The sequence below is a fragment of the Cellvibrio fibrivorans genome, assembly GCF_031457055.1.
Classification (GTDB): domain Bacteria; phylum Pseudomonadota; class Gammaproteobacteria; order Pseudomonadales; family Cellvibrionaceae; genus Cellvibrio; species Cellvibrio fibrivorans.
Genome location: NZ_JAVDVX010000005.1, coordinates 318,824 through 340,326, shown reverse-complemented (window position 1 = coordinate 340,326; position 21,503 = coordinate 318,824). Strand labels below are relative to the sequence as shown.

Genomic DNA, 21,503 nt, shown 5'->3' with positions numbered 1-21,503 from the left:
TCAGGCTCCGGATAAAAATAAAGATCGATAAAAACAATGGCAGATAAAAAAATCCCCCGCCGAGGCGAGGGACTGTGTAGCGGGGATTAGAAATTCGTCTGCACCAGCGGCGATGTTTCCGCATCGTAATCCACACCATTTAAACCAAAACCGAACAAGCGCAGGAATTCCGCTTTGTATCCCGCAAAGTCGGTCAGTTCAAACAGGTTTTCTTCTGTTACTTGTTCCCAAATTGCTTCTACTTTGGTTTGCACGGAAGGATGCAACTCCAGTTCATCTACACGATAGCGGTTGGCATCATCCAAACGTGGAGTGGCAGAGTACAAACACTCTTTGAACAAACGCTGGATCTGCTCGATACAACCTTCATGGGTGCCCTGCTCTTTCATCACTTTGAACAGGATTGCCAAATACAACGGCATTACCGGAATTGCAGAACTGGCTTGGGTTACAACCGCTTTTAATACCGCGACGCGAGCATTACCACCGTGTTTTGCGCTCAACGCTTTTGCTGCGCGATCCAAATCTTCTTTGGCTTTACCGATAGTCGCCTTGCCATAAATTGGCCAGGTCAGTTTATCGCCGAGATAGGTGTAAGCAACGGTCTGGAAATTGTCGGCCAGCAAATCAGCACCTTTGAGGGCATCAATCCACATTTCCCAGTCTTCACCGCCCATCACTTTGACGGTGTTGGCGATTTCTTCGTCGGACGCTGGCTCGATGGTGACATCAGCAATTTTCAGCGTATCGGTATTAAGATTTTTAGAGATGTACTGTTTGCCGATTGGCTTGAGTACCGAGTTGTAAACCTCACCGGTTTTCGGGTCGGTGCGGCGTGGCGAGGCCAAGCTGTAAATCACCAGATCCACTTTGCCAATCGAGTTTTTTAATTCGTTGATCACCTGATCTTTCAATGCATCAGAAAACGCATCGCCATTGATGGTATGCGCATACAAACCAACGGCTTTGGCAGCATCGTGAAAGGCAGATGTGTTGTAGTAACCCGCAGTGGCTGTTTTGCTCTCACTTGGCTCTTTTTCAAAGCACACGCCCAGAGTATCGGCGCCGCCGCCAAATGCAGCAGTAATACGCGAGGACAACCCAAAACCGGTAGAACAGCCCAGCACCAATACTTTTTTCGGGGCATTGGCCACAGGTCCTTTGGCTTTAGTGAAGGCGATTTGCTCTTGGACGTTAACCGCACAACCTTGCGGATGGGCGTTGGTACAAATAAAACCGCGAACTTTAGGCTTGATAATCATGGATCTACCTTGTAATGGCTGGTTGAGAAAGCTAAGAAAGTGATGCACGCCAGCGGGCCGGCAAACAAAGGCGGCCATTATAGTGCCAGAATCAGCGAATGTCCCCCTGCAGCGATTCGCACTGGCTAGCCCCCGGGAAATACAGCTATAGTGCAAGCGCCTTATAACAATCAGATGAAGGACTAATCCTATGCTCTACCCGCTATTTGCTATGGTGCTAGTTACCTTTGCAGTCGCCGTCTACCTGTTCCGCTTGCGTGTAAAAGCCGTCAAATCGGGTGAAGTCAGGCTCAGCCAATTTCGCCTCAACAATGGTGAAATACCCGAATCCATGGCCCAGGCAGCACGTAATTACACCAACCTGTTTGAAGTTCCAATGCTGTTTTATACCGCAGGGGCAATTGCCATAGCACTCGGGATACAGGTACCGGCGATGATTATTACCGCCTGGATTTTTGTCCTGGCACGCATTGCCCACAGTTGGATCCATCTGACCAGCAACAATGTGATCCATCGCATGCGCGCCTACATGTTGGGGAACATTTGTGTACTGGTGATCTGGGGGATATTGGTCGCCAGCTATGCGACGCGTTAACGCAGAAATGGCGCAAAAAATTGCACTATATGCACTGGCGCACTGAATACTTCATGGCAGCGCGTTATGCTGATGAAGTTTTCACCAACAGAGGTACCTATTATGAACAAACAAATTGCCAGTCTCCTGATGTGTTTCGGTGTGTTGGCAAACCTGCCCGCACAGGCGGACGACCTGGGCATCAATGTAGTGTTGGAAGGTGAAGTCGCACCTGGTGTCTACGGCCGTGTTGAGTTGGGCAAAGACTCACATCCGGACATTTACTATCCACAACCCGTTGTGATAGTTAAAGAGCCGCGTTATTCCAAATACAAACCCGTTTATCTGCACGTGCCGCCCGGCCATGCCAAAAACTGGGGCAAACATTGCCATAAATACCATGCCTGTGAACGGCCAGTATATTTCATCAAATCAATCGAATACGAAGAAAGCTACCAACGCGAACACGAGCATGACCACGAGCATAAAAAATCGAAAGGAAAGGAAAAGGGTAAGAAACACGATAAGCACTAACACCAAAAATCCCTGCCAGATAAACTGGCAGGGATTTTTTATGCAGAAAATAAAACCATTACGTGATTGCAACGACCAGTTAAGCCAATCCATATAAGACGAATGGCCAAGCGTGACTCGCCGCCAAAACGGAACGCATTTAACGACACCAGAGCAAACAAGTTAATTCTCCAGAGAACACTTATAGCTACTTTTCTTTACACTCCCCCAAGCTTGTTTACCCGGCTTTTCAGGTAAAATGCGCGCCTCCGATCAGGTCTGTTTCCCCCACAATATTCACCACAATCCCAGGATAAAAAATGATAACCCACGAACCTAACCCGCTTTACGTCGCTAATCCCGATCGTTACAAAACCATGAAATTCCAGCGCTGTGGTAAAAGCGGCTTGCGTTTGCCACGCTTGTCACTGGGTTTGTGGCAAAACTTCGGAGCAGTAGATTCGCAAGCTAACGCTCGTGCCATGCTACAACGCGCATTTGATTTGGGTATCACCCACTTTGACTTAGCCAATAACTACGGTCCGAACTTTGGTTCGGCAGAGTCCACCTTCGGCGCAATCTTCAAACAGGATTTTGCGCCCTACCGCGATGAATTAATTATCTCCAGCAAAGCCGGTTATGATATGTGGCCAGGCCCCTACGGTATTGGTGGCTCGCGTAAATATTTAGTGAGCAGTTGCGACCAAAGCTTGAAGCGCACCGGCCTTGAATATTTCGATATTTTTTATCATCACTGTATGGACCCGGAAACACCGATTGAAGAAACCATGCAAGCGCTGGATTTTATCGTCCGCTCCGGTCGCGCACTCTATGTGGGAATTTCAAATTATCAACCAGCGCAAACCAAAGAAGCCGTGCGTATTTTACGTGAGCTGGGTACACCCTTGTTAATTCATCAACCACGTTACAACATGTTTGACCGCTGGATTGAGAATGGTTTGACGGATGTATTAAAAGAGGACGGTGTTGGATCCATTGTTTTCTCACCACTCGCTCAAGGCGTATTGACCAACAAATACCTGAACGGTATTCCAGAAGGTTCACGTGCTGCACGCGCGGAACAAATTTATCTGGGTGACAAAGACATCACTCCGGAAAAAATCCAAAAAGTGCAAGCGCTGAATAAAATTGCAGAATCACGCGGCCAGTCACTGGCACAAATGGCGATTGCCTGGACGCTGCATAATGATGCGGTTACCACCTGTTTAATTGGCGCCAGCCGCCCTGCGCAAATCGATGATTCCGTTGCGGCATTAAACAATTTGAACTTCAGTGCTGAAGAACTGGCAAAGATTGAAGCTATTCTGAAGTAAAAATTGAAAAAACGGGGGATTCGTGGTTACAAATCCCCCGTGACTCATTTACATTTAACCAATCACCCGCGCATAATTTTCCTTCAAGTTTTTTTGTGGATAAATGATGGAGTGCGCCTCAACAGCACTACACATAAAAACGCCGACCAAACAAATCCTTCCCAAGATTCCACGCATCCACAGCCAGTAAGTGATTAACCCAAACAGAATCACTGGCAATACCAGTATCAATAGCGAAGCGGCTATTACCCCCATATTAATTCCCACCTTTTTTAGTATTTACCAAAAACGCAACAATACCAACACCCAACAAATCCGCTAATAAATCCCAGCCATCCAAACTGCGTGTTGCAAAAAAGCCTTGCGATAATTCCTCTGCTGCCGCAAAACCAAACACCAGCAAGCTGCCTAGTTGAAACCGTACAGACTTTATTAGCACAACTCGCCGATTGAGCAATAAATTAAGCAACAACGCCAACCCTCCATACAGCCAGACATGCCCTAACTTATCGCCGTAAGGAATTGAATCGGCAGCACTCATCAAAATATTATCTGCACCCCTATCTGCCTCATAGATAATCCACAAAATAAATCCGAAAAAGACAGAAAAGGCGATACATAAGGGTTGGCGGCAATAATTCAAAAAACTCATCGACCTATCACTCCTTTATCGAATCCGCTTTGCCATTCCCCAATGAATACCAATCCACTTTGCGAGTCAGCATCATAAATACGCCAAGCAATACAAAGAGCAGTAGAGAACCCATCAGCAGCGCGTAGTCTTCTGCACTTAACAGTCCGTAGAGCAAGGCATATAAAAAACTCAAACCTGTTGTAAACCCGATACCGCGCCAGATGCTCTGTAATACATGGGAGACATAAAAACCAATCAACATTACACAAGCGATTGACGACAACGCGTAAGCAGAAGCAAAACCTATATGCTCGGCAAGCGATAACAATAACAAGTAGAAAAATGCCAAAGCCATACCCACCAAACCGTATTGCACCGGGTGCACCTGCAAACGTTTAAGCACTTCAAACAAAAAGAAACTGGCAAAGGTTAAGGCGATAAATAACAGTGCATATTTAATGGCGCGATCACTTTTTACATACTGGTTAACAGGATCAATTAAACTCACACCAAACTGGCGCTGCTGGTATTGGTCGCACTCATTACTGCGCACACAGGTGTAAAAGTATTCGGAAAAGTTGGTAGAGAAGTAAGAGGTTTGCCAGCGGGCTGTAAAGCCAGTTTCCGCCACACTGCGCTCCACAGGTAAAAAGTTTCCAATAAATCGCGGATGTGGCCAATCAGAGTGCAGCTCTACGTGTGTCTCTTTTCCGATCGGCGAAAAATGCAACTGCTCTGTACCATCCAAGAGCAAATTAAACGTAAAACCCAATTTTTGACTTTGTTCATTTGCTACCTGCAATACATCCAATGGAAAAGCAGCGTGAACGCCGTCGCCCAGAATTTTAAGTTCTGACCCAGGCTCAAATTCATAGGATTGATTATTTAATTGCAGTTTCAATGAATTTTTAATGCCGCGGATATCGCTGATACCCACTGCGACATAGGGTTTGAGAAACGTGTAGTCAGAAAAATTATTTTTAATACCGTAATCTGCCGGCACCATAAAATGGCCATCTACACGGGTATCTGCGTGATAAAGGCGCGCCGCATATATACCCAGCTTACGCAATTCGGTAGTGATATCTCCATTCACACGAAATAGATCCGGCAAAAACTGCAATTTACCCGAGACTGTACGTTCTTCTACCACCCGTTCACTTTTTTCGTTTACTGTCCAGGTGCGCTCAATCTTGGTGTAGGGCACCACTAGTACCGGCCCAACCAAGGTTTGGCTATGGCTGGAGCTGTTGGCAATATCGCGTATAACTTGCTCGCTGTATGCACGGCGCTCATCGATTGAATTGCCAATCATCCCAATAGGAATCAGCAGCAATAACATCAACAGGCCGATGGCGAGGAATTTGAACAACAAAGGGCGCTTCATGGGTTTCTCCTTAGGGTTTAAGTAGGAGAAATCATGCGCGCCCCAGTTGGAGGATTTATGTGGGGAATATGGAGTTTATGTGGAGTTTTGATGCACTGCAACGGCGAGCATTCGCACTAAAAGCAGAATACCCGACAATCGCACACACAATCGGGGTGATATCACTTAGTGTTCAGATGAGCTGTTGACTGAATTAAACACTACTTGTTTTTTGTAGGGGAACACAGTACGGAATTTTTTAATCAATTCGTCATTAAACTTTTTCATGCGTTTGGATATCAACACATTGCCTGAGGAAAAGGTCGAATTACAAAGCTCGTTATCTCTTTTGCACAAGCCCTCTACTTGAATTGGCGAGGCAAAAAAGTACTGCGCAAAATGCTTTTCAAATTTATCCATATCTGCGGGTGTCAGCAATAATTGTTCATCATCGACTGTTGCAGCAACCATCAAAAATGCCTGACTGGAATCCTTAACAACCGGAGCGCCATTGACTTTTACACTCGCCAAATCAACATTCAGTACCCGCTTGCGCTCAAAATAAGAAACCACAAAACGACCTTCCGTTTGCTTACCCTTCTCCTGATAGATAAAACCATACCAATCGGCTTTGCTGGTTTTAACAATATCCAACTTCGCACCACCCTCTTCTGCGACCCAACTTCCATCCAACTGCTCCATAGACGCCGGAGCTTCCATACCCCCCAGAGGGTTGTTCAGCACGTCTTTGCAGGCCGCAAGGGAAAAGATTAACAGGACAGGAACGAATACTTTCATCAATAACGGCATTCTTGGCTTTACCCTCAAGTTTAGGCATAGTGCAGGAGGTTTTAATCCACCCCAGTGGCCTGGGGCAGAATCAGGGGCGGAGCTTATTTTTTTGTGCTGGTGGAAGATGTAAAAAATTGTACACAAGCAGCCTATACATTAACCTCACCCAAGATTACTAGACAGCACAAGTGGAAAATTCACGACTGCAACCACCCCGTTATGCGTATTGTGCAATTCAAGATTTCCACTATGCAAAGCAACGACTTCCTGCACAAAATTCAACCCTAAACCTGTGCTCTTTTTTCCCGTTGCGGGGCGCGGTAAGGAGAAAAAACGTTCCGTTAAACGCGCAAAGGCAAAATCGGGAATGGGTTCCCCTTGATTGGTTATTGACAAAATTAATTGGTCATTTTCTTTGTGTGTACGCACAGAGATAACACCCGCTCGCGGAGTAAAATCGAGCGCGTTGTCGAGCAGGTTATTAATCGCCTGGCGAAGTAAAAACAATTCGCCGATAACTCTCGCATCTGGAGTGTAATCTTTTTTAATCTGCGTTTGCTGCTGGGCTATACGCGCCATTTGGTTATCGAGCAACTCATCCAGCAGCAGATTAAGATCAATCGGTTTTGGGGCATGCAAGGTTTGCTGTTGCTCGACCAAGGCCAAATTTAACAAGCGCTCAATAAGCTGTTGCAGGCGAAGACTTTCGCTGTCGATATTATTGATAAACCGCTGCCGCTGCTGATCATTCTCCGGTGTTTGCAATAGCGGCGACTGCAATAATTCTGTAGCTGCGCGGATACCTGCAAGCGGGCTTTTTAATTCATGTGCAAGCGTTTGCACATAGCGTTCGATATAGGCTTTGCCATCGAGTTCAGAGCGCATGGATTCCAAAGCTTGCGCGAGCTGGCGCAATTCACCACTGGCAATTTTACTTTCGGGAATTATCGCGCGCTCTCCCTGGCTGACGTTGACGGCGTATTCGCGCAACTTGCGCAGCTCGCGGCTCAACCACCAGGAAAAAATTGCCCCACTCAATAAACCCAATAAGATTAAACCGCCACCCAATATCCCCAAACGACGCTGGGTACGATCAATAAACGGCTGCACACTGCGATTGGGTTTGGCAACTGAGACCACACCGATAATCTCATCCCCCTCTTTTATCGGCGCTGCCACATACATAATGCTGGAGCTTTCATCGCCCTCAATTTCATGGGAGGAGCGCGCACCGTATTTTCCTTGCAGCGTCAGATAGACATCATTCCACTGTGAATAATCCTGTCCAACTGCAATATTTTTTGAATCGAGCAACACAATGCCATTTTTATCAGTGACATAAATCCGGTGATTGACAGCAAATTTATTGACGCCCCAAATACTCGCATTAGGCGTGCGCTGGCCGTAAGCGCGAAAAATATCTGCGTAGAATTCGTTGTTGATTTTATTATTAAGCATAGGCTCGCGCAAAAACTCAGCGAGCAAATTGGCGGTATCAACCAATGTCTCTTCCGTGGATTGGCGTACACCAGGGCGAATTTCTTCCATTACTGTGCGCAAGACAAAATAACTGCAGAGCGCAACAAAGAGCATGTAGATAATAAAAATGCGTAAGCTCAGCGACATTAATGAATTTCCGGCTGATAGCAATAACCAAAACCGCGTTGAGTTTTGATCGGGTCGGCGGCGGCCTTTACCGCGCGCAACTTCGCGCGCAATGTTTTGATATGTCCGTCAATGCTGCGGTCATAGCCCGCATCAGCGGTTGCACCGACGGCAGTCAGCAATTGATCGCGACTGAAGACCCGCCCCGGCTGCTCAACCAATGCTTGCAACAAATAATATTCAAACCGTGTGAGTTGTAGCAATTGTTGGTAGTAATGGATCGTTTTACGTTCACTATCGATTATAAATTCGCGCTGTTTTTCTGGTACAGGTAATAATTCATTGGTTAGGGATAAGTCACTCGCTGCAATAACTGGTCGCACGCGTTTTAAAATGGCTTTCACCCGCGCCGCCACTTCACGTGGACTAAAGGGTTTTACCACGTAGTCATCTGCACCAATCTCCAATCCGACAACACGGTCCAGCTCATCGCCACGGGCGGTTAAAAACATCACCGGCACTTCGGAAAATTTACGCAGTTGTTTGCAGGCTTCAAAACCGGTCATATCAGGCAACCCCACATCCATAACAATCAAGTCCACCGGTTGCGCTTTAATGTAGGCAAGCGCCTTGCTTGCCAGGCTTTCCCAATGGGTACTAAAGCTCTCCGCTTGCAGTACAAAAATCAGGCTCTCGGCAATAGAGGGCTCATCTTCCAGAATTACAATATGAGGCATAGGGAGTTCCAATCACTCTTATTTAGCGTGGCCTGATTCTACAAGAAAGCGGGCTATTTAACGTATTGCAATGCAACAGAATCCGCCCTACCCTCTTGCTATCGCATTAACCGCTTGGCTGAACGCTTATGTCTGTAAAAGATTCTACCCCCGCCGAACCCATTACCATTGTCGGTGGTGGCCCCAAAAAGGTTCTCTACACATTAAAGACCGTTGCGCGTATCGGCTTGCTCAATTCGGCGAAAGCGCTCAATAGCAAAAATACCTGTAAAGCCTGCGGTTTGGGAATGGGCGGCCAACGCGGCGGCATGACCAATGAAAAAGACGAATTCCCCTCAGTCTGTAATAAAAGTATTCAGGCGCAATCGACCGATATACAACAACCCATCCCGACCGACTTATTCAATCACACATTGGATGATTTTAAACAGCTGAGTGCTTACGAACTTGAGCATCTCGGGCGTTTGAATAACCCCTTATTTAAATCCGCCGACGGCAATAAATACTCACCCGTCAGCTGGGAATTTGCGTTGGATAAAATGGCGCGCGCGTTTGCCGCAACCAAATCCGAGCGAAGCTTCTTTTATTCTTCTGGCCGCTCATCTAATGAAGCCGGCTTTGTATTGCAATTGCTCGCGCGTTTGTATGGCACAAACAATGTCAACAATTGTTCCTATTATTGTCACCAAGCAACTGGGGTTGGATTACAGAACGTCATTGGCAGTGGTACCGCAACGGTGTCACTGGAAGATGTCGGCAATTGCGACTGTATTTTTGTGATAGGTGCCAACCCTTCATCCAACCATCCGCGCTTTGTGCACCAATTAAAAAATTGCCGCGAGCGCGGTGGGCAAGTGATTGTGATTAATCCAGCTAAAGAACCCGGACTGGTGCGCTTTGCGGTACCTAAAAGTGCCAAATCCATGCTGAGCGGCGGCACCTGGATTGCATCGGAATATGTGCAACCCAAAATCGGCAGCGACCTTGCATTATTTAAAGGGATCGCTAAAGCGCTGCTGGAATCCAACCAAATTGCAACTGATTACATCGCGCAGTACACGGATCATTTTCAAACATTTAAATCTGATATTGATAATACTGACTGGCAAAAAATTATTGATACTTGCGGTGTCGATAAAGAAAAAATAATCGCACTCGCCAATGCCTATGCACAATCTGAAAAAGCGATTTTTGCCTGGGGTATGGGAATTACTCATCATTTACACGGCGTAGAAAATGTTGAGGCGATTGCTAACTTAGCCTTATTGCGCGGCATGCTTGGCAAACCTGCTGCGGGTTTATTACCGCTACGCGGCCATAGCAATGTACAAGGCATAGGCACTGTGGGTGTTAAACCCATTTTAGCGGAAGATGTGTTACAACAGCTCGAACAGCATCTGGGTGTACAGCTGCCGCGCACCAAAGGCATGGATACACTCGCCTGTTTAACAGCGGCATATGAAGGAAAAATTGACACCGCATTTATCATGGGTGGCAATTTATTTTCGGCCACTCCCAATAGCGGATGGGCACAAGAAGCGCTGGATAAGATCAACTTTAAAGTTTATTTAACCACGACGTTAAACGCGGGCCACATCACCGGTATGGAAACCAGTGAAGCGTTAATTTTACCTGTCACTGCACGCGATGAAGAGTGGCAAGCCACTACGCAAGAATCCATGTTTAATTATGTGCGTTTGAGCGATGGCGGTATTGATCGCTTACATAATGTAAAACCGGAAGTGGAAATTCTGTGCGAGCTGGGTAAACGATTACTGCCAGATTGCCCGCTCGATTTTAACCAACTCAAACAACACAATTCTATTCGCGCCGCGATCGCCGCAACTATTCCCGGATTGAGTGAATTAAAAGATATTGCACAAACCAAACAAGAATTCACCATCAAGAACCGCTTGCTCGACACACCAACATTTAAAACAGAAAACACAAAAGCCCAATTCCAAACCAATCCGCTGCCTACACCAGTAACCAGCGCTGAATATCCTTTTTTACTCGCCAGCATCCGCAGTGAAGGCCAATTCAATTCGATTATTTATGAAGAGAGCGATTCCTATCGCGGCACTGATACTCGTTGGTCAGTTTTGATGAATCCAGCGGACATAGGTGAACTGGGAATTGCGGCGGGAGATTGCGCGAACATCCAATCGCCACAGGGAGTAATGAAAGCCGTAAAAGTGTTTGCGTTTGATTTGCCGCGCGGCAATGCCATGGCCTACTATCCTGAGGCCAACGTGCTGATTGCCACCACACACGATCCGCGCAGTAAAACACCGGCATTTAAGTCAGTGCCAGTGAAAATAACGGCAACAGCACATTGAGGAAATTCATCTTAAATGGATACGCTAATACTGGGTTGGGGAGATCTACGCCTATCTTTACCGGCGCGTGTTTCCAACATGGGAGCGCCTGATTTATTACGCCGGTCTTGTTGCTTGCGGCGCTCTACTCCACCGGGGGGGCCTATTGCATCAAGCCCTGCGGAACGATCGCCTTTCTGGTGCTCATTGGCATAGGCACTAACTGCTGTCGTAGCTGTAGGACGGCTGGGTGCCTTTACCGATACCGGTCGCGGTTGAATGGGGCCTAGATATACCATGGGGATTCCTGTTGCGTCTAAATTCGCACGCTGCAGTCAATTTATCGGCAGAGAATTGGATATCTTTAACCTTAAAACCAATAACAACATATTTCTGGCTCGCAGATCACATTTTGACCAATGCATTAGTGCAAGCCGCAGCTAGAAATCAATGCCGCCGTTGGCGTGTTAGCCAACGTAAAAATACTTGACTGAAATGCTGGGTTTTTCAATAATCCGATTCACGAAGGGGAGTAGTTACCACCGCGCAGGTCGTCAATACGAGTCAAAGCTCCGGTCGCGCGGGCAAGAGAATCTCTTGTAAACGAGACCTTTGTCGCAATGACAAAGGCTTTCGTACATTCCTGATTTGCCCGTCATTGCGTCAATTAAACTGACCTTGATGGAGCTTCCATGATAAACATTTTTACTTTCTCATCTCTTTCCGGTGCCTCGTCCGGGCAAACCCTTACTGATGCCGTACAAACGGCCAATGACGCAACCAGCTCGTTTCAATCTATTGGAACCTGGTGGATGTGGCTGGCATTTTTTGCGATTGTGATAGTTGTGCTCGCGATTGATTTGATTTTTGTCGGCGGAGGAAAACAACACCGTGTCTCGCTAAAAGAAGCTGCCAGTTGGTCGCTGGTATGGGTGGGGCTGGCATTGAGCTTTGGCGCTGGCTTGTGGTTTTATCTGGATGCCAATTACACCCGCGAATTTGCTACCAGCAAAACATTGGAATATCTCACCGGTTACTTGATTGAAAAATCGCTTGCAGTAGACAACGTCTTCGTGTGGCTAATGTTGTTTAATTTTTTTGCAATTCCGTTTGAACTGCAAAAACGTGTGCTCACCTATGGTGTGTTAGGTGCAATTATTTTACGCACCATTATGATTTTCGCTGGCGTCTGGTTGCTCGCACATTTTCATTGGTTGCTCTATGTATTTGGTGCCTTCCTGTTGATCACAGGTATCAAAATGTGGTGGATGGCAGACAAGGAAATGGACCTCAACAACAACCCAATACTCAAGTGGCTAAAACGTCATTTTGCGATCAGCGATCATTTGGATGGTGAACGTTTCTTTGTGATAGTAAATGGGGTGAAATTAATGACCCCCCTATTTCTTGTATTAATCATGGTGGAGATTTCAGACGTTATTTTTGCTGTAGATTCAATCCCCGCCATTTTTGCTATTACGTCTGATCCTTTTATCGTTCTGACATCAAACATTTTTGCAATTCTCGGATTGAGAGCCATGTACTTTTTGCTGGCAGATATGGCCGATAGATTTACCTACATAAAATATGGACTGGCATTGGTGTTGGTATTTATCGGTATTAAAATGTTGTTGATCGATATCTATAAAATTCCGACTGGCATTTCACTCGCGACAGTTGCATTGCTGATCGGCGGTTCTGTGCTTATCTCCTGGATAAAAACCAAACCTTCCAACTCGGCAACACAGTAATAAAAAAGCCTCCCTCGTTGTGCGAGGGAGGCTTTTTATGTCAACTTATTTTTAGGACGGCAGAGCTTACATACCCGGCTTAAACCATTTCAAACTATCATGTAATTTTACAACTTCCCCAACGATAAACAGCGTAGGGGCATGTACATCATTTGCGGCAACCACATCAACAATTGACGCCAAATCCGAAATCAACACACGCTGCTCCTGTGTCGTTCCCTTTTCAATCAAGGCCACAGGTGTCGTCGATGCACGACCATGACTGATCAAGGACTCACAAATCTCTTTTAATCCTACCAAGCCCATGTAAAACACCAGTGTTTGGGTTGGATTGGCTAGCTCAGGCCACTGCAGATTCGTATTGTCAGATTTTAAATGCCCAGTCACAAACCGCACGGATTGCGCGTAATCGCGATGAGTTAGCGGAATGCCTGCGTAAGCCGAGCAACCCGATGCAGCGGTAATTCCGGGCACCACTTGAAACGGAATATTATTTTGCGCGAGTAATTCAATCTCTTCACCGCCGCGCCCAAAAATAAATGGATCTCCCCCTTTTAAGCGCAACACTCGTTTACCTTGTTTGGCGAGATCAACCAACAGTTGGTTGATATTTTCCTGTTCCATCGCATGTTCACTGCGGCGTTTTCCAACATAAATTCGCTCAGCATCGCGGCGCACTAATTCCATCACCCCATCGGACACCAAACGGTCATAGAGCACCACATCAGCTTGCTGCATTAAACGCAATGCGCGCAGCGTTAATAATTCAGGGTCCCCCGGGCCGCCGCCGACTAAATAGACTTCACCTTGCGTGATAGTCTGATCATCTTTAGAAATCTCGGTAGCAATAATTTTTTCCGCAGCGTCTTCCTGACCATTTAATACCAATTCAGCGGCAGGACCTTGCAGAATTTTTTCCCAAAACCGACGGCGACTATCGCCATCATCAAAACGAGACTTGACACGGTCACGCCAGCTGCTGGCAATTTGTGCAAGGCGACCGTAGCTGGCGGGAATAAGTGTTTCGAGCTTTGCACGGATTAAACGCGCGAGCACCGGTGATTCGCCACCGCTGGAAATTGCGATCACTAAAGGTGAACGATCAATAATCGCCGGGGTGATATAAGTGCAGAGTGCGGGACTATCAACCACATTAACGGGCAAGTTGCGCGCTTTGGCATCGGCAGAAATTTGTTCATTGAGCGATTCGATATCCGTTGCCGCGATTGCGATAACACAATTATTTAAATCGTCGGTTTGATATTCACGCTCATGCAACTCACCATTATTTTGCGCAACCAGTTCACGTAATTCTCTGGAAATTTCCGGCGCAACCACACGCAAGCGCGCGCCTGCTTTGGAGAGCAAGCGGCCTTTACGCGTTGCGATATCACCACCACCGACCAACAGGCAGAGGCGGTTTTTTAAATCGAGAAAGACGGGGAAGTATTCCATAAATTTATTGTTTAATACCTAAGGCAAAAAAATAGGGTTCAAAACTTTGCTCAACAACCTCAACCACGAGTTCAATAAAGGGGAGGTAATCGCCTTTTACATGCGCATTATCCAAGGCTTGGTAATAACGCAGCCTTTGCCCAACTGGAATTACAACGGGAGGAAAGCCTGCTTTCATTAGCTCCAGATTCATTAACAAACGCGACGTGCGGCCATTGCCATCTACAAAAGGGTGAATACCCACAAAATCCACATGCACACGCGCCGCAAATTCGACCGGATGAAGCTGTGGATTTAACGAGGCGATAAAACGAACCATTTGCTCTGGCACAAGCAGGTGGTCGGGTGGTGTATGAGTTGCGCCAGAAATCAGTACATTGAGATTACGGTAGCGCCCTGCATTTTGTTCATCGATATTTCTAAGGATCAACTGATGAATATTGCGAATCTGCCACTCTGATAACACTTCACGCTGCTGCACCAATTCTTCTACAAACAAAATGGCATCACGGTGGTTAATCGCCTCAAAATGTTCGCGAAGGCTCTTGCCACCCACGGTAATACCTTCCAGTACCACTTTGGTTTCCATCAAGGTGAGCGTATTACCTTCAATAGCGTTGGAGTTATAAGTCCAGCGCAGCACCAAATCTTCGTGCAGGTTTTTGACCACTGCCTCCGGCAGAGGGCGATGCGCATCGAGAGTTGCTTTTAGGTGGTCGATTTTTGTGAACATCTAATTATCCTTCTCTCAAAAATAAAAGGTGGGTATCGCTCTCGCTCCACCCACCCTACAGATTCACATGCGTGAAAATTCCAATTATTTTTTAACTGGCATCAATACTTCAGTGCCGCCCATGTAGGGACGCAATACTTCTGGAACGACGACACTGCCATCTGCTTGCTGATAATTTTCCATTACGGCGAGCAAGGTGCGGCCAATGGCTAAACCTGAACCATTGAGGGTGTGCAGCAATTCAGGTTTGCCGGTTTCTTTGTTGCGGTAGCGAGCCATCATGCGGCGCGCCTGGAAATCGCGAAAACTGCTGCAGGATGAAATCTCGCGGTATTTATTTTGTGAAGGAACCCACACTTCGATGTCGTAGGTTTTGGCAGAAGAAAAACCAATATCACCGCCACACAATATTACCGTGCGGTGTGGCAAACCGAGTTTCTGCAAAATCGTTTCCGCATGACCAACCAGTGCTTCCAGTGCCGCATCGGATTCTTCTGGACGCACAAACTTAACCAGTTCTACTTTTTCAAACTGGTGTTGGCGAATCATGCCACGAGTATCGCGCCCATAGCTGCCCGCTTCGGAACGGAAGCATGGTGAATGGCAGACCAATTTAATCGGCAGTTGCGCCTCATCGATAATTTCATTGCGATAAATATTGGTAACCGGCACTTCTGCCGTTGGGATCAAATAGAACTCACGGTCATCAGTCAGTTTGAATAAATCTTCTTCGAATTTCGGCAGCTGGCCAGTACCAAAAAGTGAATCGCGATTCACAATAAAAGGGACATTAACTTCTTCGTAGCCATGTTGGTTGATATGCGTATCCAACATAAATTGAGCCAGCGCGCGATGCAGACGTGCAACACCACCGCGCAATACCGCAAAGCGAGTGCCAGTAATTTTGGTGCCGGTTTCAAAATCCAAACCAGCGAGGTTTGCACCTAGATCAACGTGATCAACAATGGGGAATTCGAAGCTGCGTGGCGTGCCCCAAGTGCGCACTTCAACGTTATCGTCTTCGCTTTTTCCGTTCGGCACTTCGTCTGCTGGAATATTAGGAATCGCATTGACAAACTCATCCCACTCAACCTGAACTTTGGCCAACTCTACCTCCGCAGTAGCCAATTCTTGTTTGATGTTTTCTACTGCCTGCATCATAGGAGCAACATCTTCACCGGCTTGTTTGGCTTTGCCGATACCTTTGGAAATAGAGTTGCGTTCACTTTGCAAATTTTCAGTCTTTATTTGAATCGCTTTGCGGGTCTCTTCCAAAGCCTGGATTTTTGCTACATCCAATTCATAGCCACGTTTGGCTAAGCCTTGGGCAACTTGCTCAGTGGCGGTGCGGAGTAATTTTGAATCTAACATGATAATTTTTCGTAGTAAGTTAAAGTTAATGTTTATATACCACAACATTTGCAGCATACGCATTACCAAGCAGAGCTTGGGAGCGAGCGAAATAAAAAATTAAAATAATTTTTGGGTTAATGCCATACCAATAAACGCCATCAATAACCCCAGAACCACCGAACTGCTGGCATACACAAGTGCATTAAACACATGCCCTTCTTGCCACAACTGCAAAATTTCCAGCGAAAAGGCTGAGAAAGTGGTAAATCCACCTAAAATTCCGGTGATAAAAAACAAGCGCCATTCAGCAGGCAAAGTCGTTTTTTCTACCAGGAGTACATAAGCGACACCGATTAAAAACGACCCGGCAATATTCACCACAAACGTGCCAAGCGGAAAGCGGTAATTCAACAGCGGCGTAAAATAACCGACGGCAGCGAATCTAAGCACTGAGCCGAGAGCACCACCTAATGCGATTGCTAACCACTGCATATTATTTTCCGGGCGATTTTTTATAGCGTTTCTTTTTACTTTGTTTATCAAGCTCGCGCAGATGGGCGAGTTTTTCCTGGATTTTTAATTCCAATCCGCGCTCCACCGGTTGGTAATAGCGCGCCTGGGCAATATCTTCCGGCAGATAATTTTCACCCGCAGCATAAGCGCCTGGCTCATCATGCGCGTAACGATATTCGGCGCCGTAATCCATGCTTTTCATCAGCTTGGTCGGGGCATTGCGTAAATGCATGGGAACATCGTAGGCCGGTTGGGTGCGCACATCGGCCATGACTTGATTGAAGGCATTATACACAGCATTACTTTTGGGTGCGCAGGCGAGATACACCACGGCATGGGCGATCGCCAGCTGCCCTTCCGGGCTACCCAACCGCTCTTGCACATCCCATGCGGATAAACACAGCGGCAGCGCGCGCGGATCGGCATTGCCTATATCTTCGCTCGCCATACGCACTACACGGCGGGCGATGTAGAGTGGATCGCAGCCACCATCAAGCATTCTCGCCAGCCAATACAAGGCGCCATCTGGTGAAGAGCCGCGCACAGATTTATGCAGGGCAGAAATTTGCTCGTAGAAAATATCGCCGCCTTTATCGAAGCGACGAACATCAGAGGCCAGCACTTCGGTGATAACTTGCGCGTTGATAACTTTATGGTCACCCTCTTCTTCGGCGAGATCAGCAGAAATTTCCAGCAAGTTAAGCGCTTTGCGTGCATCGCCATCGGCTGCTTGCGCGAGAGTCATCAGCGTATCGGCATCGATACGAATATGGTGTTCGCCCAGGCCGCGCTCTTTATCATCGAGTGCCTGCTGCAATACATCTTTTAATTGTTCTGGTTGCAAGCCGCGCAACACATAAACACGGCAGCGCGAGAGCAGTGCGTTATTTAATTCAAACGAGGGATTTTCGGTAGTCGCACCAATAAAAATGAAAGTACCGTCTTCCACATAAGGTAGGAATGCATCCTGCTGGGATTTATTAAAACGATGCACTTCATCGACAAATAAAATGGTTTTACGACGACTGGAAATTCGCTCCTGTTGTGCGCTAGCAACAGCTGCGCGAATTTCTTTTACACCGGACAACACTGCTGACAGTGATTCAAAACGGGCATTCGCTTGCTCGGCAAATAATTTGGCGAGCGAGGTTTTGCCAACACCCGGTGGCCCCCACAAAATCATGGAGTGCAATTGGCCGCGAGTGATGGCTTCACGCAAAGGTTTTCCGGCGCTCAGCAAATGCTCCTGGCCGATATAATCGTCGAGGTTGCGCGGGCGCATACGCGCCGCGAGTGGTTGGTAAGCTGGTGCAGATGAACCAAAAAGATCCATGACGCGCTTAATCTTTCAAAATTTCGACGCCCTCCGGCGGTTGAAAAAAGAACTTTTCTTCCGGCAGGGTTTTGTTGCGCTGCACATTGGTTAATACGCAGCGGGTAAGTTGTCCGAGGCTATCTTGAATCGCAAACTCGGTAAGCTGATTCGCTTTAAATACCAACGTTAAATGTTGGAACATGCCATCGGTGACTTTGGGAGTCAGCGTATATTTTTCAGCAGACGTGTCTTTTTCATCGCGGGTGACGGTAAAACTTTTGCGCAATTGTTCGATATCAGAACTCAACAATAACGCAGGCGTTTCGCGCAGGTCGTCGGTGAAGGCACGCTCGTTGACAGTTTCCAGATCAGGATCGTAGAGCCAAATGGTTTTGTTGTTGGATACCAACAATTGTTGCATTGGCTCCAGGGTTTTCCAATAAAACTTGCCGGGGCGCATCAGCATAAAATTGCCACTGCTGGTTTCTTGCTCTGCACCTTTTTTATCGTAAGTGGTTTGTACAAAATCGCCCTGCAAGGTATTCATGGCATCAAGTTGTTTGCGCAGTTGCGCGGCGGCTTGGTCGTCGGCAGCATGGACGACAACGGATGCTACTAATAAACAGCTAGTCAAAAAACGGGAAAACATCTTCATAAAAAATCCGGATATGAGTTTTGGTTGTGTGCACTATCGCACTACAGTAGATCCTAGCGAGTGGCGATGAACCTGAGATAAACAGTTCAGTTGATTAAAAATAAAACGCTAATCGCGCCCGCCGCCGACCAATACTTCGCGGTTGCCATTGTGGCCTGCGGAGGAAACCACTCCCGCCGCCTCCATAGTTTCAATCAAGCGCGCGGCACGGTTATAGCCGATGCGCAATTTGCGCTGTACCGACGAAATCGAAGCCTTGCGCGATTCAATCACAAACTGCACCGCCTCATCGTAAAGTGCATCGGTTTCACCATCGCTGTCTTCACCACCTTCGCTAGGTAAGCCAGGTACGGGAATGGAGTTGTTGTCATCATCGGTGATGCCGTCGATGTATTGTGGTGCACCGCGTTTTTTCCAATCGGCCACCACTTTATGCACTTCATGGTCATCCACAAAAGCGCCGTGAACACGGATAGGCACGCTGGTTCCTGATGGCAGATAGAGCATATCGCCATGGCCCAGCAGTTGGTCTGCCCCACCCTGATCGAGGATAGTGCGCGAGTCAATTTTGGACGATACCTGGAACGCTATGCGCGTAGGCACGTTGGCTTTAATCAAACCGGTGATGATGTCCACCGACGGGCGCTGGGTAGCGAGGATTAAGTGGATACCAGCCGCACGGGCTTTTTGTGCGATACGGGCGATCAGCTGCTCCACTTTTTTCTTATCGACAATCATCATCATGTCGGCGAATTCGTCGATCACTACCACAATAAACGGCAGCTCCGCCAAATCCGGCGCAGTCGCCACTTCGGCACCCGGATCAAAATTCTCTTCCGGCTTGAACAATGGATCTTTAATCGGTTCACCCGCCTTGATTGCATCTTCAACCTTGCGGTTGTAACCGGCGAGGTTGCGCACGCCCAGCGCCGACATCAATTTGTAGCGGCGCTCCATCTCACCTACACACCAGCGCAGGCCATTGGACGCATCTTTCATATCGGTGATAACGGGGGTGAGCAAATGTGGGATACCTTCATAGACCGAAAGCTCCAGCATTTTGGGGTCAACCAATATCAGGCGCACTTCTTTAGGCGTTGATTTATACAGCAGACTGAGCAACATCACGTTGACGCCCACGGACTTACCCGAACCGGTCGTACCAGCTACCAGCAAGTGCGGCATTTTGGCGAGGTCGGCAACAATGGGCTCGCCGGAAATATCGTGTCCTAATGCCATGGTCAGTGGCGATTTGGCATTATCGTAGACTTCTGAAGAAAGCACCTCGGACAAACGCACCATTTCGCGATGCGCATTGGGAATTTCAACACCCATTACCGATTTACCGGGGATAACTTCCACTACCCGCACCGAGACTACCGCGAGTGAGCGCGCCAAATCTTTTGCGAGGCCGGAGATGCGGCTGGCTTTAATACCAGGCGCTGGCTGGATTTCAAAACGGGTAACCACCGGGCCAGGCTGTACCGATACCACTTCAATATCGATACCAAAATCCTTGAGCTTCAATTCCAACATGCGCGACATAGCTTCCAACGACTCTTTGGAGTAGCCCTTGTCGCTACGCTTATCAGCCGGATCAAGCAAACTCAACGGCGGTAATTGCCCAACCGCCGGCTCCAGTGATTCAAATAGCGATGGTTGTTTTTCTTTCTCGATACGCGGGCTGGGCGCGGGTTTCTTTTTGACGGGCTCTTCGATAATCACCGGCGCCTGGCGCTTGGCTTCCACCTTAGCATGCTGCACCACCACTTCACGGCGATGCTCTTGGGCTTTGACGGCGATTTGTTTTTCCGCGCGCTCGCGCTTATACACTTGCCATTTTTCCAGCGCGCGCGCGATACCGATACTGGTCCAGCGGCCTATATCTTCCGCGAGCTTTAGCCAAGAAAGATCAGTAAAAATCGTCATGCCCACCAGAAACAGGGTGAGCAGTAACAGGGTTCCACCAGTGTAATTAAACGCACCAAAGACACCATCGGATACCGCAGCGCCCAAAAGCCCACCATTGGAATAAGGTAGTGCCGAGGCGCCGTCACTGTAATGCATGGCCGCGATACCTGCGCCCGCCACCATCACCAGTATTAACCCTACTGCACGCAAACCGAAAAACAACCAATCGATACCACCCTCACGGGTGCGGTCTTTCAATACCAACCAAGCGCGGTAGGCAATCATCACCGGAAACAAATAGGCGAGATAGCCACACAACGAAAAGAACACATCAGCGATCCAGGCACCAAAAGGCCCACCCGCATTTTGGACAATAGTGTTATCGCCAGTTTTGGACCAGCCTGGGTCATTCGGGTCGTAACTGATCATGGCGATCAACAAATAGAGGCACACGGCACCCAAGCCGATAAGTGCACCCTCTTTTAACAGGCGCACCAATAAATTGGAGGTTTGCTCTGAAGCGGGCGCGCGGCGTTGTGGAGTTACTGATTTCAATGGAGTATCCCGAGTCGTTCTTGCATGGTGAAGGGCAAATGAGGGCTATTGTAATTACTGGCGGCAGATTTACCACCGGCAAGATCACTCTGCGGTGAAATGAAGCAAAAAACCCGCTGAGGAGCGG

At 47.6% G+C, this 21,503-nt stretch carries 19 protein-coding genes; 5 read left to right on the top strand and 14 right to left on the bottom strand.

Annotated elements, in window-relative coordinates; all coding sequences use genetic code 11:
- Window positions 1–86: 86 nt before the first annotated feature.
- The gene (gene fabV / locus J2X05_RS14735) at window positions 87–1,262 is read right to left on the bottom strand and encodes an enoyl-ACP reductase FabV (protein ID WP_310073730.1); all 1,176 of its coding nucleotides are present in this window, start codon (window positions 1,260–1,262) and stop codon (window positions 87–89) included.
- Window positions 1,263–1,452: 190 nt separating this feature from the next.
- Here fabV and J2X05_RS14730 point away from each other — a divergent pair, with 190 nt between their 5' ends.
- The 3 genes from J2X05_RS14730 to mgrA all read left to right on the top strand — a co-directional run bounded on the left by J2X05_RS14730 (window position 1,453) and on the right by mgrA (window position 3,683).
- Window positions 1,453–1,857 (top strand): MAPEG family protein, encoded by a 405-nt coding sequence (locus J2X05_RS14730; protein WP_310073728.1) that lies wholly within the window; start codon window positions 1,453–1,455, stop codon window positions 1,855–1,857.
- Window positions 1,858–1,959: 102 nt separating this feature from the next.
- Window positions 1,960–2,370, top strand: coding sequence for a hypothetical protein (locus tag J2X05_RS14725; protein WP_310073726.1), 411 nt, complete (start codon window positions 1,960–1,962; stop codon window positions 2,368–2,370).
- Between the two features lie 299 nt (window positions 2,371–2,669).
- A complete protein-coding gene (gene mgrA, locus J2X05_RS14720; RefSeq protein WP_310073724.1) occupies window positions 2,670–3,683 on the top strand; it encodes an L-glyceraldehyde 3-phosphate reductase in 1,014 nt (337 codons plus the stop codon).
- A 256-nt stretch (window positions 3,684–3,939) separates the two neighbouring features.
- On the opposite strand, the gene J2X05_RS14715 is transcribed toward mgrA, so the two are convergent.
- The 5 genes from J2X05_RS14715 to creB form a co-directional block, all read right to left on the bottom strand.
- On the bottom strand, window positions 3,940–4,335 hold the full coding sequence (locus J2X05_RS14715; protein ID WP_310073722.1) for a VanZ family protein: 396 nt from the start codon (window positions 4,333–4,335) through the stop codon (window positions 3,940–3,942).
- 7 nt (window positions 4,336–4,342) lie between these two features.
- Window positions 4,343–5,704, bottom strand: a complete 1,362-nt coding sequence (gene creD, locus J2X05_RS14710; RefSeq protein WP_310073719.1) for a cell envelope integrity protein CreD — start codon at window positions 5,702–5,704, stop codon at window positions 4,343–4,345.
- Window positions 5,705–5,869: 165 nt separating this feature from the next.
- Entirely contained in the window at window positions 5,870–6,481 is a 612-nt protein-coding gene (locus J2X05_RS14705; RefSeq protein ID WP_310073717.1) for a hypothetical protein, read from the bottom strand.
- A gap of 156 nt (window positions 6,482–6,637) precedes the next feature.
- The gene (gene creC, locus J2X05_RS14700) at window positions 6,638–8,101 is read right to left on the bottom strand and encodes a two-component system sensor histidine kinase CreC (protein ID WP_310073715.1); all 1,464 of its coding nucleotides are present in this window, start codon (window positions 8,099–8,101) and stop codon (window positions 6,638–6,640) included.
- Window positions 8,101–8,817 carry a two-component system response regulator CreB gene (creB, locus tag J2X05_RS14695; protein ID WP_310073713.1) on the bottom strand — a complete coding sequence of 239 codons (717 nt, stop codon included), beginning with the start codon at window positions 8,815–8,817 and terminating at the stop codon, window positions 8,101–8,103. Before creB ends, creC begins: the two co-directional genes overlap by 1 nt.
- A 128-nt stretch (window positions 8,818–8,945) precedes the next feature.
- Between creB and J2X05_RS14690 the strand changes: the two genes are divergently transcribed.
- Window positions 8,946–11,156 (top strand): FdhF/YdeP family oxidoreductase, encoded by a 2,211-nt coding sequence (locus tag J2X05_RS14690; protein ID WP_310073711.1) that lies wholly within the window; start codon window positions 8,946–8,948, stop codon window positions 11,154–11,156.
- Window positions 11,157–11,167: 11 nt separating this feature from the next.
- On the opposite strand, the gene J2X05_RS14685 is transcribed toward J2X05_RS14690, so the two are convergent.
- Window positions 11,168–11,434 (bottom strand): hypothetical protein, encoded by a 267-nt coding sequence (locus J2X05_RS14685; protein WP_310073709.1) that lies wholly within the window; start codon window positions 11,432–11,434, stop codon window positions 11,168–11,170.
- Window positions 11,435–11,827: 393 nt separating this feature from the next.
- On the opposite strand from J2X05_RS14685, the gene J2X05_RS14680 reads away from it, so the two are divergent.
- The gene (locus tag J2X05_RS14680; RefSeq protein WP_310073707.1) at window positions 11,828–12,886 is read left to right on the top strand and encodes a TerC family protein; all 1,059 of its coding nucleotides are present in this window, start codon (window positions 11,828–11,830) and stop codon (window positions 12,884–12,886) included.
- A 66-nt stretch (window positions 12,887–12,952) separates the two neighbouring features.
- On the opposite strand, the gene cysG is transcribed toward J2X05_RS14680, so the two are convergent.
- From cysG to J2X05_RS14645, 7 genes are all read right to left on the bottom strand, one after another.
- Window positions 12,953–14,341, bottom strand: coding sequence for a siroheme synthase CysG (gene cysG / locus J2X05_RS14675; protein ID WP_310073704.1), 1,389 nt, complete (start codon window positions 14,339–14,341; stop codon window positions 12,953–12,955).
- A 4-nt stretch (window positions 14,342–14,345) separates the two neighbouring features.
- Window positions 14,346–15,074, bottom strand: a complete 729-nt coding sequence (locus J2X05_RS14670) for a Fic family protein (protein ID WP_310073702.1) — start codon at window positions 15,072–15,074, stop codon at window positions 14,346–14,348.
- Window positions 15,075–15,158: 84 nt separating this feature from the next.
- Entirely contained in the window at window positions 15,159–16,445 is a 1,287-nt protein-coding gene (gene serS / locus J2X05_RS14665) for a serine--tRNA ligase (protein ID WP_310073700.1), read from the bottom strand.
- A 99-nt stretch (window positions 16,446–16,544) separates the two neighbouring features.
- The gene (gene crcB / locus J2X05_RS14660) at window positions 16,545–16,919 is read right to left on the bottom strand and encodes a fluoride efflux transporter CrcB (protein ID WP_310073699.1); all 375 of its coding nucleotides are present in this window, start codon (window positions 16,917–16,919) and stop codon (window positions 16,545–16,547) included.
- Window position 16,920: 1 nt separating this feature from the next.
- Complete coding sequence (locus tag J2X05_RS14655; protein WP_310073697.1) at window positions 16,921–18,273, bottom strand: replication-associated recombination protein A; 1,353 nt, start codon at window positions 18,271–18,273, stop codon at window positions 16,921–16,923.
- A 7-nt stretch (window positions 18,274–18,280) separates the two neighbouring features.
- Window positions 18,281–18,910, bottom strand: a complete 630-nt coding sequence (lolA, locus tag J2X05_RS14650) for an outer membrane lipoprotein periplasmic chaperone LolA (protein WP_310073693.1) — start codon at window positions 18,908–18,910, stop codon at window positions 18,281–18,283.
- 108 nt (window positions 18,911–19,018) lie between these two features.
- On the bottom strand, window positions 19,019–21,376 hold the full coding sequence (locus tag J2X05_RS14645) for a DNA translocase FtsK (protein WP_310073692.1): 2,358 nt from the start codon (window positions 21,374–21,376) through the stop codon (window positions 19,019–19,021).
- Window positions 21,377–21,503: the final 127 nt, after the last annotated feature.

Excerpts from the sequence above, each read along its gene's own strand:
- fabV (WP_310073730.1), bottom strand. The coding sequence starts at position 1,262 with ATGATTATCAAGCCTAAAGTTCGCGGTTTTATTTGTACCAACGCCCAT.
- J2X05_RS14730 (WP_310073728.1), top strand. The coding sequence starts at position 1,453 with ATGCTCTACCCGCTATTTGCTATGGTGCTAGTTACCTTTGCAGTCGCC.
- J2X05_RS14725 (WP_310073726.1), top strand. The coding sequence starts at position 1,960 with ATGAACAAACAAATTGCCAGTCTCCTGATGTGTTTCGGTGTGTTGGCA.
- mgrA (WP_310073724.1), top strand. The coding sequence starts at position 2,670 with ATGATAACCCACGAACCTAACCCGCTTTACGTCGCTAATCCCGATCGT.
- J2X05_RS14715 (WP_310073722.1), bottom strand. The coding sequence starts at position 4,335 with ATGAGTTTTTTGAATTATTGCCGCCAACCCTTATGTATCGCCTTTTCT.
- creD (WP_310073719.1), bottom strand. The coding sequence starts at position 5,704 with ATGAAGCGCCCTTTGTTGTTCAAATTCCTCGCCATCGGCCTGTTGATG.
- J2X05_RS14705 (WP_310073717.1), bottom strand. The coding sequence starts at position 6,481 with ATGAAAGTATTCGTTCCTGTCCTGTTAATCTTTTCCCTTGCGGCCTGC.
- creC (WP_310073715.1), bottom strand. The coding sequence starts at position 8,101 with ATGTCGCTGAGCTTACGCATTTTTATTATCTACATGCTCTTTGTTGCG.
- creB (WP_310073713.1), bottom strand. The coding sequence starts at position 8,817 with ATGCCTCATATTGTAATTCTGGAAGATGAGCCCTCTATTGCCGAGAGC.
- J2X05_RS14690 (WP_310073711.1), top strand. The coding sequence starts at position 8,946 with ATGTCTGTAAAAGATTCTACCCCCGCCGAACCCATTACCATTGTCGGT.
- J2X05_RS14685 (WP_310073709.1), bottom strand. The coding sequence starts at position 11,434 with ATGGTATATCTAGGCCCCATTCAACCGCGACCGGTATCGGTAAAGGCA.
- J2X05_RS14680 (WP_310073707.1), top strand. The coding sequence starts at position 11,828 with ATGATAAACATTTTTACTTTCTCATCTCTTTCCGGTGCCTCGTCCGGG.
- cysG (WP_310073704.1), bottom strand. The coding sequence starts at position 14,341 with ATGGAATACTTCCCCGTCTTTCTCGATTTAAAAAACCGCCTCTGCCTG.
- J2X05_RS14670 (WP_310073702.1), bottom strand. The coding sequence starts at position 15,074 with ATGTTCACAAAAATCGACCACCTAAAAGCAACTCTCGATGCGCATCGC.
- serS (WP_310073700.1), bottom strand. The coding sequence starts at position 16,445 with ATGTTAGATTCAAAATTACTCCGCACCGCCACTGAGCAAGTTGCCCAA.
- crcB (WP_310073699.1), bottom strand. The coding sequence starts at position 16,919 with ATGCAGTGGTTAGCAATCGCATTAGGTGGTGCTCTCGGCTCAGTGCTT.
- J2X05_RS14655 (WP_310073697.1), bottom strand. The coding sequence starts at position 18,273 with ATGGATCTTTTTGGTTCATCTGCACCAGCTTACCAACCACTCGCGGCG.
- lolA (WP_310073693.1), bottom strand. The coding sequence starts at position 18,910 with ATGAAGATGTTTTCCCGTTTTTTGACTAGCTGTTTATTAGTAGCATCC.